A 16,602-nucleotide genomic window follows, 5' to 3' on the forward strand; every position below is an offset into this window, starting at 1 on the left:
GCTGCCTCGCCAACCAGTATTGGCGTGCAGTTTGAGTCAAACGCTGGGAAATGTCCAGAATCGAGGGTAAGTCCTGCGACGGCGTGTCAATCTGCGGAAGAACGGTTTCGCCGTGATTGCTGGGCATGTCGGTGTCGGGCGTTGACATGCCCTTGGGCTCGTCCGGAAAGGGGCTAGGCAAGCTTGGGCGCGGTTGCTTAACCCTTAAGAGTCGGGCTGCCGGCTGGGTGGTCTCAGGCGGAGCGCTCCAGAACGAACTGGAGCACGGCCTTACTGCCGAAGTAGGCGAGGATGAGCATGACGAAGCCACCGAGTGTCCAGACGATGGCCGTGCGACCACGCCAGCCCTTGCGGAAGCGTCCGATGAGTAGGCCGCCGAAGACGAGCCAGGCCAGGACGGAGAGCACCGTCTTGTGCACCAGATGCTGAGCGAACATGTTTTCGAGGAAGGCGAAGCCGCTCAGCAGGGCAAGCGTCAGCAGCACGAAACCAGCGGAGATCATCTCGAACAGCAGGCTTTCCATGGTCTGCAGCGGCGGTAGGGTGCGCACGAAGCCGCCAGGGTGGCGGTGGCGCAGGTGATGGTCTTGGACGGCCAGGAGGATCGCCTGAACTGCGGCCAGGGTTAGCAGGCTGTAGGCGAGCATGGACAGCAACACGTGGATCTTGAGCGTCCAGCTCGCGGAGGCGCGCAGGAAGCCGACGTCCGCGAAATGAGTCTCCAAGATCAGGCTCAAGGCAGCGGCTGGAAGCAGAATCAGCCCGAGGTTGTCGACCGGCTTGTTGAGGCTGGAGACGAGCAGCAGCGCAATGATGGTCCATGAGGTTAGGGCCAGGGCGTGATAGAAGCCCAGATTGATCCCCGCGCTGCTGAAGATGCTGTGCCATAGCAGCCAGGAATGCAGGGCGAGTCCGACGAAGCCAATTGCGAGCGCTATGCTGCGCGGTGGAATCCATCCCTCCTTCCGAAAGAGGCGCATGCCGATGAAGGCGGCTGCCGTGAGATAGCAGAGGGTGGCGAGGTAGGCAAGGAGGGTATGAGTCATAGGGGTGACTTCATGCTGCTCGGTTAGAGGGTGGTGTTAGGTATTGCCTAGGGGCTTGCGGTAGCGCGCCGGTCTCGGCAGCGCGCTTGGTCTCGGGGCATCCTCGGGCTCGATGCGTCGGACCGGCGGAGCCGCCCGATTCGCCTGGGGCGGACCGTCGATTTTGCTTCCCTAGTATGGCCATATCGTCAGACATTGACCCTGCATTATACTCATAACTCGCGCCGTAAACCGACGGTCATCAGTCTTCAGTCGATTGATAGCAATCGTCTTAGGCAATCGCCTTATCTTGAAATCAACCGGGCCAGCTCCGGCGCCCGCTCGAGGTCTGATCATGTTCGAGAATCTCCAAGACCGCTTCGACAGGGTTTTGACCAATCTACGGGGTCAGGGCCGGCTGACCGAAGAGAATATTAAAGACACCATGCGCGAGGTGCGCATGGCGCTCCTCGAGGCCGATGTCGCGCTGCCGGTCGTGCGTCAGTTCGTCGAAGAGGTGCGAGAAAAGGCGCTTGGCGAAGAGGTAACCAAGAGCCTCACGCCGGGCCAGGTGCTGATCAAGCTGGTCAACGATGAGCTGGTCAAGATCATGGGCGAGGCCAACGAGCAGCTCGATCTGACCGCGCAACCGCCTGCCGTGGTGCTCATGGCGGGCCTGCAGGGCTCAGGTAAGACGACGAGCGTGGCCAAGCTTGCCGGCTGGCTGCAGGAGAAGCAGAAGAAGTCTGTCATGGTGGTGAGCTGCGACGTTTACCGTCCCGCAGCCATCGAGCAGCTCAAGACCGTGGCCGGCGAGGTGGGGGCGGAGTTCTGCCCAAGCTCGGGTGACGAGGACCCGATCGACATCGCCAAGCGCGCCCTCGACAGCGCCCGCCGACGCTTCAAGGACGTGCTCATCGTCGACACCGCGGGCCGCCTGCACGTCGACGAGGCCATGATGGATGAGATCAAGGCGGTGCATGCCGCCTTGAAGCCGATCGAGACCCTCTTCGTGGTCGATGCCATGACCGGTCAGGATGCCGCCAACACGGCCAAGGCGTTCGACGAGGCCTTACCGCTCACTGGCGTTATCCTGACAAAGACGGACGGCGACGCGCGTGGTGGTGCCGCCTTGTCGATTCGACAGATCACTGGCAAGCCCATCAAGTTCCTGGGTACGGGTGAGAAGACCTCGGCGCTCGAGCCTTTCCATCCCGACCGCATCGCCTCGCGCATCCTTGGAATGGGCGATGTCGTCTCTCTGGTCGAGCAGGTCCAGGACAAGGTTGACCGCGACAAGGCCGAGAAGCTGGTCAAGAAGATCAAGAAGGGCAAGGACTTCGATCTGGTCGATTTCAAGGAGCAGCTGGATCAGATGAATCAGATGGGCGGCATCATGAGCATGATGGACAAGCTGCCCGGTATGAGCCAGGTGCCGGACCACGTCAAGGAGAAGGCCAACGACAAGGAGCTTGGCAAGCTGGTCGCCATTATCAATTCCATGACCCTGCAGGAGCGCCGATTCCCGGCCGTCATCAAGGGCTCACGCAAGCGCCGCATCGCTGCCGGCTCGGGAACACAGGTCCAGGACGTCAACCGGCTGCTGAAGCAGTTCATGCAGATGCAGAAGATGCTCAAGAAGATGAAGGGCGGCAATATGGCGAAGATGATGCGGTCCATGCAGGGCCGTTTGCCGCCGGGCCTCATGCCGCCAGGGGGTGGATTTCCGCCGGGCGGAATGCCCCCCGGCGGTGGCTTTCCGATGTGATCGGGCATGGCGCTACGCTCGGGCTTGAATCCGGTCGCGGCGGCGTCACCCCCCCCTGATCACGAAACGAGGTCGTGCGGATCCATGAGGTGCTCAGTCCCTATGGATGGCCGCCGGCCTGATTGCTCCATCACTGGACCTAGGAAGATCGGGATGCTCAAGCTCGAATTGCGCTCTGGCCGACGCCTCTTCGCACCTGCGCCAGCCGCGCTCTTGGTTGGCCTCCTCGCTGGCGCTTCTGCCGCGCTCGCCACACCCTGGTCCAACATCAGTTCGCCGTCGAAGGGTCTGACTGAGGTCATCGGCGGACCTGCCAATGGCTGTATCGGCGGTGCCGAGACCCTGTCGAAGACCGGTCCCGGCTATGTCAGCGTGCGGCGCTACCGCAATCGCTACTACGGCCACCCGGACCTCTTGAGCTTCATCCAGGATCTCGGTTGGGCGCAGCAGCGCAGCAGTGGCGGCTTGGTCATGATCGGGGATCTCAGTCAGCCGCGGGGCGGGCGCATGTCGTCGTCACACCGCAGTCATCAGAACGGCTTGGACGTCGATATCTGGATGACCCTGGTCTCTTCGCCAGCTGAGGCGAGCCGATTGATGGATCACCGATCGGATCCGCAGACCATGGTCGCGCCCGGTGGCCGCTCGGTGAGCGGTCATTGGGGTACGGCACAGCGTACCCTGATCGAGACCGCAGCGCGCCATCCGCGGGTCGATCGCATTTTCGTCAATCCGGCCATCAAGCGCGACCTCTGTCAGACCGCGCAGGGCGACCGTCTCTGGCTGCGCAAGATTCGTCCTTGGCAGGGGCACGCCGCCCATTTCCATGTCCGACTCACCTGTCCCCCCGATAGCCCGCAGTGCAGCCCGCAGTCGCCGGTTCCGGCAGGCGATGGTTGTGGCAGCGAGCTGGCGTGGTGGTTCAGCGACGAGGCGCGCAGTCCGAAGAAGGGTAGTTCCAAGCCCACGCACGCAAGTCGTCCAGCCACGCCGGCGGCCTGCTCCGCGGTGCTTCAAGCCCAAGCGCGCAAGCCGTCCAGCTATGCCGGTGATCTGCTCAACCATGCCGATGGTCTGCTCAGCGGTGCTTCGGGATTCATCAGGCGATTTCCGGGAAATCTCATACCAGATGGCTTTGCATCGAGGTTTGATTTCTAAGGGGCACCGGCGGTGCGACACGGGAGGCGGGTCTCGATACAAATCAGCGGGCCTGAGCTGTGACAGAAATGCTGTGACGGAAATCGCCTCATGCCGGGGGCGAGGCGCGTAGTCCAGGGGTATCGACTGCCGACAGGGGTTGCCCTGTCAATCTCTTGGAGGGTTCGCTCTGGCGAGGCCGGCTGGGCGTTGTCTTGATCTGCGACGTCTCATTGATCTTCGAGCGTCTGGGCAACTGGCTGGGGTGCTCGGATGATCTCGTCCTCGTCCGTTGAGATGAGGGCTGCCAGGCTGTCCTCGTAGAGCTGGATGCGGATGGCGGTGGAGGTGATGCGGCCTTCGCAATCGGCCAAGTCGCTTTCGTTGATGTCCTTACGCAGTTGCAGCGCGTGAAGCTCCTCGCGGAGCTTTGACAGCTGTTCTTCGTCCGTGCGCTCGCTCTTCTCGATGGCCTTGAGGTCTTTGGCGATGTCGCGCGCCATCCTGTTGTCCGCGAGCTTTTCTGCGCGCGGCCAAAAGCCGGTCTTGCGCTGCCCGTCATTGGCGTCTGAGGCTGCCGCGTGATCCCTGAGCAGCTGATTGAGGCGCTCCGCCTCGGCCTGCTGCGCGACCAAATCGGCCTCCAGGGCATGCGTGCGCGCCAGCAGGCTATCCATGCTCTCCTGCAGCTTGCGGCCGGTCTCGCGCAGGGTTTGACGCTCCGAGCGCTGCTTGCCTTCCAGGCCGCGCAACCGCGAGAGTTCTTCGCGCGCGCCAGCCAGGCGCAGCTTGCGGCTCTCGCGGCGACGTTTGAGTTCGAGTTCCGTGAGCTTTTGCTGATGCGCGAGCTGCTTCGCGACCTCGACCTGCCGGACCCTGGCGAGACTCTCTGCTTGAGTGCGGCGGATCTTCTCTTCGCGCTGACGCAGCGTCTCCTCGGCACGCGCCTGCTCGGCCTCGAAGCCAGCCCTGAGCTGGTGTAGCGCTTCTTCCTCCTGCTCCCGGCGCTGCCGCCAGTCCTCGCGGGCTTGCTGCAGCTCAACGGCAAGCTCGATGCGACGGTGATTCTTGAGTGCCTTGGTCTCGTTCGCGAGCTGTGCCTGCAGTTGAGCGGTGCGCAGATTCAGCTCGCGGTCGTAGGCGATGAGTTCATGCTCGCGGCGGTGGTGGGCGAAGCGCATCTCTTGCTCGAGATGGGCGCGTCGGTGGGCGAGACGGTCGTGCCCCAGCGCCTGCTCGGCGAGGAAGTGCGTGAGCGGCGCGCGCACCTCGACCAGCGTCTTGCGGTCGGCGAAGAAGGCGGCCGGATCTTTTTCATAGGCGTGCCAGAGTCGCGCGAACTCGACCGGATTGCAGCGCTGGTTCGGGTTTTCCGGCAGCTCGAAGCCTGGGATGTCGCCCAGGCCGCCTGCCAGGTACTTGCGATACTGCATCTGGATCGTCTCGCTGAAGTAGGCGCGCACTGCGGGCGGCTCGAACAGCTTGAGGGCGATCAGCGAGAAGAAGAGCACGCCGAGCGCCGCCTGAGCGAAGCCCTCGACGGTCTCGAAGTGGGGAACGCCGGCTTCCTCAGGACTCTCGCGTAGCGCATGCAGCGCCTTGGAGCGTGCCGCGAAGCTCAGCTTGGGCGCATTGGGGGCGACCTGCGTGGTTTCGATCTCGCGGGCGACCTTGTCCAGGCGCTCCTGATGGGCCTTTCCGAGCTCCTGAAGGGTCGTGGCTTGGGTGCGCAGCGATTGCTCCAGCGTCCGGATACGGTTGTTGATCTCAGTGACCCGCTCGGCGAGCGCTGCCTCTTTGTCCGCGAGTTCGCTCGCCATGCGGTCGACGTTGCCCTCCCACTTGCGTGCCTCTGGACCTCGTCCCTCGGGGCGGCCATTGCGCCCGAAGATCTCGTCGCTGACGCGTGCCTGCGCCGCCACCAGGTCCTTGCGAAGGATTTCGATCTGCGGTGCGTACTCGGATTCGATCTCCGCGCGCCTGCGGCGCTCTAGCTCCAGGGACTGATTGAGTCGCTCGATCGCTTGTTCCACAGGCGCTAGGCGCTCGCGGTAGGCTTGACGCATCTGCGCCGTGCGCTCGTCGATCAGGCCCTGAAGGCGCGCTTCGCGCTGGGCGTAGTACTGCTCGACTTGGCGCTGGTGGTAGGCGGCGATGTCGTCCGCGCGGATCAGCTTGGCGATGAAAGGTGCGGTGACATAGAGCGAGATGGCGACGATGAGCAGCCGCACCAGGATGCCTGTTGCCCAGCGCAACAGGGCGCCAATGCCATGACCTTCGGCGGAAGAGGTCCAGCGGCGCGCGCGCAGCTGGGGGCGCTCGGAGAGGATGAGGGAGGCATCGACGATCCAGATGATGCCGAACATCAAGCAGAACAGCAGGAGCCCCGTGAAAGGGGCCAGCCAGAGCGCGTCTCGCGGGACCATGGTGGCGCCCACCAAGCCCCAGACGATGCCCTCGACGCTCGCCATCAGAAAGATGACCACCCAAGCGAAGCCGAGCCAGGTCGCCACAGCCGGTGTCAGCAGGCTGTTGCCGTAAGGACGCAGACGAAGAGACTCCAGTCGCATCTTCTTCAGCAAGGGGATGCGCGATGTGGCTTCCATCTTCGCCAACTCCTGAGTCGATGCCGGAGGTCAGGGCAGGGGTTGAATAGATCTGTCGCTTGCGCAAGGCGCGGAGCGGATTCCGGTCAGGGCCGAGAGCCGCTGCTCGACCCTCATTCTAAACGATCGTTGTGGCCTAGGGCCTTAGGCGAATTGAATTCCGAGAAGCACCCTGGTCGGCGCGGCTGGCTGGCACACTTGCGTCGCGAGAGCGCCCCGAGGATCATGTGCGGCTGCGCCGGTTGCGGGGGGGCACGCCTTGTGGGCGAGCGATCCGATCGCCATGCCGGCAGCCCAGCTTTCCTCACGAGGTAACGAGTCCCATGGATCGCCTAACGCGAAACTCAATCATCATATCCGCCATCCTCTTGGTGCTGCTGATCATCTCCCTCTCGGTCAGTCAGAATGAGCTGCGGCCCCGTGTCTGGCAGCTGAACGAGCTGCTCGAGAAAGATCCGGTGCTCGCGAGCTATCCTTATCAGTTTCGCGTGCTGCTGTTTCTCAATGGAGTTGTGACGCTGACCAGTCCGCATGCCTCTGAGGTCCCGCTCGAGCCCTTCTTGGCCAAGGTCGACCCGAAGGCGGCGGGAAAGCCCAAGGACTCTCCTGAAATGCGGGCAGCGGAGCAGCATTTCAGAGAGATCGAGATGCGCGCCATCCAAGTGATGGTCTCGCAGCCGGATATTCGCTCCGTCGTCTGGTCCTTGGATAAGGCTTGGTATCACAAGAATCGCGTGCCGTCCGGCAGGTGAGGGGCTCTGAGTCGGGTGGCTGGCGCCTGTCGGGTGTCGCCGTTTCTGGGGCAGCCGTGATGCCGCCGCTAGGGTCATGTCGATCCATGCTCGCGAGCGGACTTGAGGCCAATCGACGCGCAGTTGCCCATCGGGCGAGGAGGTTGCGGCAATGGGACACTTTTATTTCCTACTGACATTGGGCGTTATCGTTCTGGCGGCCTTTGTACTGAGCCTGCAGCGGGGCATCAAGCGCCGTTTGCAGCTTCCCTATGTGCTCGACGAAGCGCTGTTCACGGCGCCGCAGCGTGCCTTCAAGGGCGTGCTGGAGCGTGCCGTGGGCAAGCAGTACGAGATCTACGGCAAGGTTCATGCGATTGACGTGATCGGGCTGCGCGCACGCCTTTCGCAGCGTGAGCAAGCGCTTGCCCTCAGCCGCGTTGGAGACCGCCGCTTCGACTTCCTGATTTGCAGCAAGGAAACGACCGCCATCCTGTGCGCGGTCAATTTGGCGCCACGCTCGCGGCTGCGCAAGCTGGCTCCGAAGGACGCACTGGATCGTATCTGCGCGGCGGCTGGCCTGCCTTTTGTGCGCTTTCGCGAGAGCGCCCATTATTCCGTCGTCGACATCGAGGAGCAGATCTTCGCGGCCATGCAGGCGCGCGGCACGCGGCCGGAGGTCGAGGACATTCACCTGGATGAGGCGACCACCTTGCTGCGTGATCTGTCACAGGCGAGCGTCGATGAGCAGCGGACGCCCCGCGCGGCACTGCCGCGTCTTGCGCCCGTGGCACCGGGGGCGCGTGTGGCACCCGCGCGCAGGCCTAGCGATGGCGCTCGGCGCGGCTCGGAGCCGCGTCGGCCGAAACGGCGGGCTCCGACCCTGGGCAGCCATGAGCACCATGTCGTCGATGATGGGCCGAGCTTCAAGATCGACGGTGAATTGGACGATGATCGCCCCCAGGCATCGCGGCGCATTTAGGCGCTGCATTCGCTGCGAGCGCGGCCCCCGGCCTCGGCCGACGGACATCGATGGACACTGACGCGCTCTAGGATGGGGCTCCCAGTCGCTCCTGACGCGCTTCGGCTGGGCTTGGATGTCCCTCGCTGCCATAGGCCCACCGGAGACTGCGATGCTTCCTCAAGACCTGCATGTCCATTCCACTTGGTCCCACGACGACAGCGCCATCGTGCCCGAGCAGACCATCGAGCTGATCGTCGCCGTTGGTCACGCCGCGACTATCGGGATCAGCGATCACTTCGAGCATGTCCAACACTGCTTCGATGACTATGCCGCCGCCGTCCGCGGCGCCGGTCTGCGTCTCGGTACCGAGGTGAATGGCCACGATTGGGTGGATGCCGCGCTTGAGCAAAGCTGCGATTACTGGATCTTTCACTGCTACGACCGTGACGCCGACTATGCTGCCTTGGAGCGCTTACTGGCGAGCGGGCGTCCGGTGATCGTGGCGCACCCCAATGCCTTGGACACAAACCTCTGGCGGGTGCCGCCAGAATGCCATGTGGAGATCAACAACCGTTATGTTTGGCGCTGCGATTGGCGGGCATTCTACGGTCCCCATCGCAACCGCTTCCGCTTCGTCATCAGCTCGGATGCACATCAGCCCAACTGGCTGGGTCAGAGCGTCGCGCGCTCCGTGGCCGATGCACTGAGTATCCGGGAGCATCTGCTGTTCAGGCCGGTGCAAAGGGATGGCGTGCTATGCGTGGCCGGGCGTGACACGTCGCATGAATCCTGAAGGCGTGCCCGCCGACGGCGTCGATCACCCCAACGCGGCAATTCGGATCTCATCCTGGGCCGAGCTGCTGGATGCGCTCTTCGCGGACAGCTGGGTTCCGGAGATCGGCCGTTACCGCTCGCGCTATGCCTTCCGCGGACTTTCCGATGTCTGCTATCCGCTCGAAACTACCTTGATCCGCTTGGGCGGAAACTATGCCCAGCTCGAGCGGCACCTGCTGCGAAATTTCCGCAAATACGCCCATCGTCGTGTCGTCGAGCGCGACTCCGTCTGGCATTGGCTGTCGGTCGCTCAGCACTATGGTTTGCCCACCCGGCTGCTCGACTGGACCTACTCGCCATTCGCTGCATTGCACTTTGCGACGGCGCATATCGACAAGTTCGATCGGGACGCGGCCATCTGGGGCGTGAACTATATCGAAGCCCACCGCTTGGTTCCGGATCTGCTGCGCTCCCGGTTGGAACTGGAGGGGGCCAATGTCTTCACCGTCGAGATGCTCTCCGAGAGCATCAAGACGCTGCCCGAGCTGGAGCAGCTCTGGGATCAGCCCTTCACGCTCTTCTTCGAGCCGCCCTCGATCGACGACCGCATCGTCAATCAGTTCGCCTTCTTCTCCATGAGTTCTGATCCGACGCTGTCGCTCGATCGTTGGCTGGCGAACTACCCCGAGATCTGGCGCCGGATCATCATTCCGGCCGAGCTGAAGTGGGAGATCCGCGACAAGCTCGATCAGTCCAATGTGACGGAGCGCGTCTTCTTTCCCGGTTTGGAGGGCCTGACGGCCTGGCTGAAGCGCCACTATAGCCCGCGTGGTTGAGGTGGCGCCGGCGCCCCGGAGGAGGGCCGGCGCGTCCTTCAGTTGAACGGACGCATCAGTTGGTTGGACCTGTCGGGTCCATCCAGACCTGGCCGTCGGCGACCTTGACCGCATAGGTGCGGATGGGCGCGTCGGCGGGCTCATCCAGCGGAGCGCCTGTTAGGAGGCTGAAGCGGCTGCCGTGCAGTGAGCACTTGATGCGGTCGCCATCCAAACAGCCGAAGGACAGCGGATAGTCTTCGTGGCTGCAATTGTCCTCGACGGCATAGAAGCTGCCGTTGACCTGGGCAATGATGAAGGGCCGCTCATCCACCGTGACCTTGAGGAACTTGCCCTCGGGGACCGCGTCCGTCGCCGCGACGGCGACAAAGCTTGCGTCTGTCATCAGCCCAGCCTCTGCGCCGCACGGCCGGAATCCAGCACCTCGCGCACCTGGTTGGCGGCGTCGGCCTGTGATGCCGCGCGGCCCAGGTGCCAGAGGATGAGCGCGCCGGTAAAGACCAGGCTGTCGTAGGTTGGACCCTTGACGCCCTCCAGTGCCTGCTTGCCCGCTTGCGCGGCGGCGCGCGCGGTGGCGGCAACGTCTAGCGTTACCGCGATCTCGTCGCCGGGGCGATTGGTCTGCGGCAGATCTTCGGGCAGTGGGACGGAGCGCACCGCTTGCTCGATGCCCAGCTCGGTGGGATCGATCTCGAAGGATTGCTCTTCGCCGCGCTGCTGGTAGTTGAAGCAGGTGCCCTTCTGACGCAGCGAGGGGATGACGCCGCCCTCGGTGCCGCGGATCAGCAGGGCCGAGTCGAATCCGGCATGACGCGCGAGCAGCGCATAGATGCGCGGGTAGGGCTTGTGCACATAGCCGGTGACCAGGTGAGTGTGCTTGCGGCCGTGGATGGGGCGGGCCAGAACCTCTGCCGTAGTGATCGCCTGACGCTTGACGATGGTGGTGCGCAGGTCCACCAGGTTGTGCAAGGGTGCGCAGAAGGCGCGCTGATCGATATAGGACCAGCCGATGGCTGGATCGGACAGTCGCTCGGCGGCTTCGATCGGGCTCAGGTCGACGGGCACGCCGGCGGCTTCGAGCACGTGGCGGTGGGTGACGCCGAACTTGGGTCCGACCGAATGTGCGCCGTGGCTGATCGCCGGGACCCCGAGTTCGGCGAGCAATGGCATCAGAAAGGGGGCGGCCGGCAGGCAGCGGTTGTAGCCGTCATAGGGGTCGGCGATATCGACGACGTCATCGACGTTCGCGACCACGCTGCCCGTCGCCTCCAGGATGGCGTCCAGGATGCCCAAGACCTCGTCGTCCGTTTCGCGCTTCATGCGCAAGGCGATCAGAAAGACACCGGCCTGGACCGGATCCACTTTGTTGTCGAGGATAGCGCTCATGGCGGCGCGCGCTTCCTCCTGCGAGATGTCCTTCGACAGCTCCGGGCCAGTGGCGACCCGCTGGATGATGGAGCGCATCTGGAGCTTGGCGTCGTCGGACGCGGTCTTGCTGGTGCTCATGGTGTCCTCCGGGACTTCGAGAATGCTTGGGAAATCTCCGGCGCGCGCCGTCGCGCGGCAGGCCAGAGCCATGTCTTTGCCGATTCCTTTATTTTGCCCTCGAATCCTAAGGGCTTGGGTCTGCCTTCTCAATCCGCGTCCTCTGGGATCTTCTCGCGAGATCGCGGCTCAATCGCGGTAGCGCAGGCTCAGGTCGTCGTAGGCGTCGATGCGGCGGTCGCGCAGGAAGGGCCAGACGCGCCTCACCTGCTCGGTTCGGTTGAGATCCACGTCGGTGACCAGGAGCTTGGGTGTCTGGTCGTCGGCTTGGGCGAGAATCTCGCCCTGGGGGCCACACACAAAGGAGCTGCCCCAAAAGCGCGCTCCCGAGGTGACGCCGCTCGGGTCCGTCTCATAGCCGACGCGATTGCAGGCGGCCACCGGCAGGCCGTTGGCCACGGCATGGGCGCGCTGGATGGTGACCCAGGCATCGAGCTGGCGCTGCTGCTCGTCGGCGGCGTCGTTGGGGTCCCAGCCGATCGCCGTGGGATAGAGTAGGATTTGGGCGCCGGCCAGGGCCATGGCGCGAGCGGCTTCCGGAAACCACTGATCCCAGCAGACCAGGATGCCGAGTCGTCCCGCCGCCGTATCCACCGGGTTGAAGCCCAAGTCACCCGGCGTGAAATAGAATTTCTCATAGTAACCGGGGTCGTCTGGAATATGCATTTTGCGGTAGATCCCGGCGAGCGAGCCGTCGGTATCCAAGACCACTGCGGTATTGTGATAGAGCCCGGGTGCGCGCCGCTCGAAGAGCGAGCCGACGATCACCATCTCGAGTTCGCGTGCCAGAGCGCTGAGTCGTTCGGTCGTCGGACCTGGAATCGGTTCGGCCAGGTCGAAGAGGTCTGGGTCCTCGGTCTGGCAGAAGTAGGGGCCGTTGTGCAGCTCCTGCAGCAGCACCAGGGAGCAGCCACGGATGGAGGCGGCGCGGATCGCGGCCTCGCAGTCGTCCAGATTCGCGGCTGTGCTGCCTTGATCGGACTGTTGGACGAGCGCGAGGGTCAGAAGTGAGCGGGCCATGGTGCTGGAACCTCCTGGTTGGAACTTGTCCTATTATCCGCCGATTTCGAGGCGATATGGGCAGCGCGGAGACTGAGTTGCAGCTATTGGGCGAGAGTGCGTCGCATTTGCTGCTAAGATAGCCCTAAACGCACGCGCCCCATTGGACTGTGCGGTGTCCGATTCGATCGATCTAGAGCCCGACATGGCCAATTTCCAAACGCACCTTAACGGCGGCATTGTCGCGAGTGCCGCAACGACGCTCTCGCTACACATGGCCGGCCTGATTCAGAGCGGCCAGACCGTCCCGATCTTCGCCATGGGGGTCATTGGGAGCCTGCTTCCCGATATCGATTCGGACACCTCAAAGCCGGTCAACGCGCTTTTCAGCGTCCTTGGGGCCGGGCTGGCGTTCGCCATGACGCTGCCCTTGACCGGGCGCTTTCTGCCCCTGGAGCTGGCGGGTATCTGGGTCGGCGTCTATCTCTGCGTGCGCTACGGATTTTTCGAGATCTTCGCCCGTTTCACCGTACACCGGGGCGTCTGGCATTCGTGGCTCGGCATCGCCGCCAGCGCTCTGGCAGCAACGAATCTCGTGTATTGGTCGTGGGGCCAATCTCCGGACCTGGCCTGGGTAGCCGGATTCGTTGTGGGTATCGGCTATCTGACCCACTTGCTCCTGGATGAGCTTTTCAGCGTTGACCTCTTCAATGCCAAGGTCAAGCGCTCCTTCGGTACCGCCCTCAAGCCGTTCAGCTTGAACTCGCCGATGAGTAGCCTTGGTATGCTCGTCGTCGTTGGCGTGCTGGTTTGGTTGGCTCCGTCACCTGACCCGCTCTTGGCGCGGATCGACACGCAGCAGTTTCTGCAGGTCGAGGTGATCCGCGGACAGCTCGGCAGCGGCCTGCAGCGCTCGCTCGCTCAGCTGGGTGACTGGTGGTCGCAACTGGCCCGGCTGCTTGATCTGGGCTGAGCGTGGGCTCCATCAGGCTGTACTCGCGGCGCTGGGTGCGCTAGATTGGCGGGCCTTTGTCCGCTTGGAACGGCGTCTGCGTCCCCGGCTTGCGCGCGAGTGTGTGGCATGAAGACCGTGCTCCGTGCGGCCGATTCGGTGCAGGGGATAGGTCGATGTGCGGATGACTCGCTCGGCACCGCCTAGAATCCTTAGAAAGTGACCATCAACACCTTCCCCCCTTTCGCAAAGGGGGGTTAGGGGGGATTTCGGGCGGGATCGCTCGTATCGGGAAACAATTGATGGGCGCTTTCTTAGGGGGTGCAAAATGCTTGCAGATGAGTCAAATTTCGATCAAGTGTCCGACCATCCAAGGCCGTCGGTATCGTTATCGAACCGACGATAGCGATACCGATTCCGATAGCGATCTCGATGGCATGACTCGTCGGTCTGAGGCGAAGCCTCGCTAGCATGTGTTTGCTGTCTCCGCCATCCAACGACGTAGTTAGGGTTATGGACCTGAATTTTCTCGATTTTGAACAACCGATCGCGGAGCTCGAGGCGAAGATTGAAGAGCTGCGCCTGGTTGGGCATGACAACGAGCTCAACATTCAAGAAGAGATCGAACGCCTGCAGAACAAGTGCGGCGCGCTCACCGAGTCGATCTTCTCCTCGCTGACGCCCTGGCAGATCTCTCAGCTCTCGCGTCATCCGCAACGGCCCTACTTGCTCGATTATGTTCGCCGCATCTTCGACGAGTTCCACGAACTCCACGGCGATCGCGCCTTCGCGGACGACCCCGCCATCGTCGGCGGCCTGGCCCGCATTGATGGTCGCCCGGTCATGGTCATCGGCCATCAGAAGGGGCGTGACACCAAGGAGAAGATCCTGCGCAACTTCGGGATGCCGCGTCCCGAGGGCTACCGCAAGGCGCTGCGTTTGATGGAGATGGCCGAGCGTTTCCACATGCCCATCCTCACCTTCATCGATACCCCTGGTGCTTATCCAGGGGTCGGCGCGGAGGAGCGAGGGCAGAGCGAGGCGATCGCGCGCAATCTGCGCGAAATGTCGCGCCTGCGCACGCCGATTCTGTGCACCGTGGTGGGCGAGGGCGGCTCGGGTGGCGCCTTGGCCATCGGCGTCGGCGATTGGCTGGGGATGCTGCAGTTTGGCACCTACTCCGTCATTTCGCCCGAGGGCTGTGCATCCATCCTCTGGAAGAGCGCCGACAAGGCCCAACTGGCGGCGGAGGCCATGGCGATTACCTCCGAGAAGCTGCTGGACCAGGGGCTGGTGGATCAGGTGATTAAGGAGCCGCCCGGCGGTGCCCATCGCGATCCAGATGCCGCGGCCAAGAACATTAAGGAGGCACTGCTTGCGCGTCTCGAGGCCTTCGACGGCGCTGAGATGGAAGCCCTTATCGCCGCGCGTTATAAGCGCCTCATGTCTTACGGCCGCTTCAAGGAGTGACGGAACACAGAAGTTGCGGCTAGCGCCATGTCCGGACTCGACTCCACCGAGCTGCTCAGTCTGCTCGAGTCCTACGGCGACGCCACCTGCGTCTGGGTCGCCTTTAGCGGCGGGATGGATTCCGCGGCGCTCTTGGAGTCGCTGCTTGATGTCCGTGATGCGCTGCCCGGAAAGCTCCAGGCCCTGCACGTCGATCACGGTCTCCATCCGCAGTCCCAGCGTTGGGCCGAGCACTGCGCGGCCTTTTGCCGATCTCGCGCCGTCCCGCTAGCGGTCGAGCGCATCCAAATCACGCCGAGCGCGGGCGAGAGCCTCGAGGCCCTCGCCCGCGAGGCCAGGTACGCCGCCTTCAGCCGGCTCCTCGGTCGTCGCGAGCTGATTCTGACTGCCCATCACCAAGACGACCAAGCGGAGACCCTGCTGCTGGCGCTCATGCGCGGGAGCGGTGTGCGCGGCCTCTCCGCAATGCCGGTCTCCGCGCGACTGGGGCGCGGCCACCTGATTCGGCCTCTACTGGGTTGCTCACGCGCTGAGATTGCGCGTTTCGCGGCCGAGCGGAATCTGGACTGGATCGAGGATCCGAGCAACGCCCAAACGCACCTGGACCGCAATTTCCTGCGCCACTGCGTGCTTCCCATGCTGCAGCGCCGCTGGCCGGCGGCCTCCGCCACGATCTCGCGCAGCGCACGGCATTGTGCCGAGGCCGCCTGGCTCGTCGAGGGTCTGGCCAACGACGTTCTGCCGCAGCTGCTCGGCGGGCATCCGGGCACCTTGTCGATCGAGATGCTGTCCCAATTGAATCGAGCCCTGCAGAAGGCCGCTGTGCGCGCCTGGCTCGAGCTGTACGGCTTTGTCTTGCCGGACACGCGGCATCTCGAGCGGATCCTTGACGAGGTCGCGCCAGCGCGTCCAGATGCGCGCCCGCTCGTCGCTTGGAAGGGCTGCCAGATTCGGCGCTACCGCGATGATCTCTTCTGCATGGAACCGCTGCCGGAGCCGCCGCCGAGGACGCTTCGACTCGAGTGGCGGCTTGGCGAGACGCCGACGATGCTTGAGCTGCCCAGCGGCCTCGGCAGGCTGGAATGGCACCCCGAGCCCGGGGTCTCGACCCTGGCGCGGCAGCCGCCGACGCCGCTAGAGGTGCGATTCGCCCAACGCGGCTGCCGCTGCCGCACCCGGCTCCAGGGTCATGCGCGCCCGCTGAAGGATCACTTTCAAGCAGCCGCTGTCCCAGACTGGCTGCGTCCCTACGCGCCCATGGTGCTTTGTGACGACCGTCTGGTCGCAGTCGCCGGCGTTTGCGGCTGCCTGACGGAGGAGGGCGGGGGCGTGCAGGGGAGATTGGTTTGGCGGGGCTTGACGGTGGCGCCGTTAGCCGGCGTCTTCCAGCGCGAGATTGCTGTCAGTCTTCCCAGTCGGGCTTGACGCTGTCGTCGCCCAGGTTATTCCGCGAGCTTTTCTTCAGAGGCTGTTCGAGAACTCCCTCGTGAGACTTCGTGGGAGCGACGCCCCCGTCTCAGGGTGGTGCTCCGAAAAGCCAGAGGTCTGCAAACAGCTTCTCGGAATAATCCCCGCTGACATCGGCCAGTTTCCGACACTGCGCTTGCTGAAATGGGACTCTCCGTAAGAGGTTCTCGCTACGCACCTGCGAATCCTTTGCCTCTACGCTGGAATATCGACCGTGCCTGGGGCGCATTCCCAATTTTCCGTGTCATGTGGAGGCGGGTATGAAGGATGCATTTGCCATAGTTTTCAGTAAATTCCAGCGCCCGGCCTTGAAGTAGGCGCGAAGCAT

Annotated in this window: 14 protein-coding genes; 9 read left to right on the forward strand and 5 right to left on the reverse strand. The window is 63.6% G+C overall.

Translation table 11 applies throughout. The features are described from left to right. Positions 1 to 233 precede the first annotated feature (233 nt). Entirely contained in the window at positions 234 to 1,046 is an 813-nt protein-coding gene (locus tag G3480_RS20530; RefSeq protein WP_164655761.1) for a cytochrome C assembly family protein, read from the reverse strand. Between the two features lie 334 nt (positions 1,047 to 1,380). Between G3480_RS20530 and ffh the strand changes: the two genes are divergently transcribed. Both ffh and mepA read left to right on the forward strand, forming a co-directional pair. Then, entirely contained in the window at positions 1,381 to 2,793 is a 1,413-nt protein-coding gene (gene ffh / locus G3480_RS20535; RefSeq protein ID WP_164655762.1) for a signal recognition particle protein, read from the forward strand. A 153-nt stretch (positions 2,794 to 2,946) separates the two neighbouring features. Then, the gene (gene mepA / locus G3480_RS20540) at positions 2,947 to 3,951 is read left to right on the forward strand and encodes a penicillin-insensitive murein endopeptidase (protein WP_164655763.1); all 1,005 of its coding nucleotides are present in this window, start codon (positions 2,947 to 2,949) and stop codon (positions 3,949 to 3,951) included. A 209-nt stretch (positions 3,952 to 4,160) separates the two neighbouring features. Here mepA and G3480_RS20545 read toward each other — a convergent pair whose 3' ends face one another. Continuing rightward, the gene (locus G3480_RS20545) at positions 4,161 to 6,536 is read right to left on the reverse strand and encodes a coiled-coil domain-containing protein (protein WP_164655764.1); all 2,376 of its coding nucleotides are present in this window, start codon (positions 6,534 to 6,536) and stop codon (positions 4,161 to 4,163) included. Positions 6,537 to 6,859: 323 nt separating this feature from the next. Between G3480_RS20545 and G3480_RS20550 the strand changes: the two genes are divergently transcribed. From G3480_RS20550 to G3480_RS20565, 4 genes are all read left to right on the forward strand, one after another. Further along, on the forward strand, positions 6,860 to 7,288 hold the full coding sequence (locus G3480_RS20550; RefSeq protein ID WP_164655765.1) for a hypothetical protein: 429 nt from the start codon (positions 6,860 to 6,862) through the stop codon (positions 7,286 to 7,288). A gap of 151 nt (positions 7,289 to 7,439) precedes the next feature. Further along, positions 7,440 to 8,249, forward strand: coding sequence for a DUF2726 domain-containing protein (locus G3480_RS20555; protein WP_164655766.1), 810 nt, complete (start codon positions 7,440 to 7,442; stop codon positions 8,247 to 8,249). Between the two features lie 151 nt (positions 8,250 to 8,400). Then, the gene (locus G3480_RS20560) at positions 8,401 to 9,024 is read left to right on the forward strand and encodes a PHP domain-containing protein (protein WP_164655767.1); all 624 of its coding nucleotides are present in this window, start codon (positions 8,401 to 8,403) and stop codon (positions 9,022 to 9,024) included. Continuing rightward, positions 9,014 to 9,841, forward strand: coding sequence for an FRG domain-containing protein (locus tag G3480_RS20565; protein ID WP_164655768.1), 828 nt, complete (start codon positions 9,014 to 9,016; stop codon positions 9,839 to 9,841). Before G3480_RS20560 ends, G3480_RS20565 begins: the two co-directional genes overlap by 11 nt. Positions 9,842 to 9,896: 55 nt before the next feature. Here the strand turns inward: G3480_RS20565 and G3480_RS20570 are convergent, their stop codons facing one another. From G3480_RS20570 to G3480_RS20580, 3 genes are all read right to left on the reverse strand, one after another. Then, positions 9,897 to 10,226, reverse strand: a complete 330-nt coding sequence (locus G3480_RS20570; RefSeq protein WP_164655769.1) for a non-heme iron oxygenase ferredoxin subunit — start codon at positions 10,224 to 10,226, stop codon at positions 9,897 to 9,899. Continuing rightward, the gene (locus G3480_RS20575) at positions 10,226 to 11,347 is read right to left on the reverse strand and encodes an anthranilate phosphoribosyltransferase (RefSeq protein WP_164655773.1); all 1,122 of its coding nucleotides are present in this window, start codon (positions 11,345 to 11,347) and stop codon (positions 10,226 to 10,228) included. Before G3480_RS20575 ends, G3480_RS20570 begins: the two co-directional genes overlap by 1 nt. A gap of 168 nt (positions 11,348 to 11,515) precedes the next feature. After that, positions 11,516 to 12,406, reverse strand: a complete 891-nt coding sequence (locus G3480_RS20580) for a carbon-nitrogen hydrolase (protein ID WP_206171817.1) — start codon at positions 12,404 to 12,406, stop codon at positions 11,516 to 11,518. A gap of 184 nt (positions 12,407 to 12,590) precedes the next feature. Here G3480_RS20580 and G3480_RS20585 point away from each other — a divergent pair, with 184 nt between their 5' ends. The 3 genes from G3480_RS20585 (at position 12,591) to tilS (ending at position 16,232) form a co-directional block, all read left to right on the forward strand. After that, positions 12,591 to 13,358, forward strand: a complete 768-nt coding sequence (locus G3480_RS20585; RefSeq protein WP_164655770.1) for a metal-dependent hydrolase — start codon at positions 12,591 to 12,593, stop codon at positions 13,356 to 13,358. A gap of 492 nt (positions 13,359 to 13,850) precedes the next feature. Next, positions 13,851 to 14,807: an acetyl-CoA carboxylase carboxyl transferase subunit alpha gene (gene accA, locus G3480_RS20590; RefSeq protein ID WP_164655771.1), complete on the forward strand. Its 957-nt coding sequence runs from the start codon at positions 13,851 to 13,853 to the stop codon at positions 14,805 to 14,807. A gap of 27 nt (positions 14,808 to 14,834) precedes the next feature. After that, positions 14,835 to 16,232: a tRNA lysidine(34) synthetase TilS gene (tilS, locus tag G3480_RS20595; RefSeq protein WP_164655772.1), complete on the forward strand. Its 1,398-nt coding sequence runs from the start codon at positions 14,835 to 14,837 to the stop codon at positions 16,230 to 16,232. The last annotated feature ends 370 nt before the right edge of the window (positions 16,233 to 16,602 follow it).

Origin of the sequence: Thiorhodococcus mannitoliphagus (assembly GCF_010915725.1) — a bacterium.
GTDB classification, from domain to species: domain Bacteria; phylum Pseudomonadota; class Gammaproteobacteria; order Chromatiales; family Chromatiaceae; genus Thiorhodococcus; species Thiorhodococcus mannitoliphagus.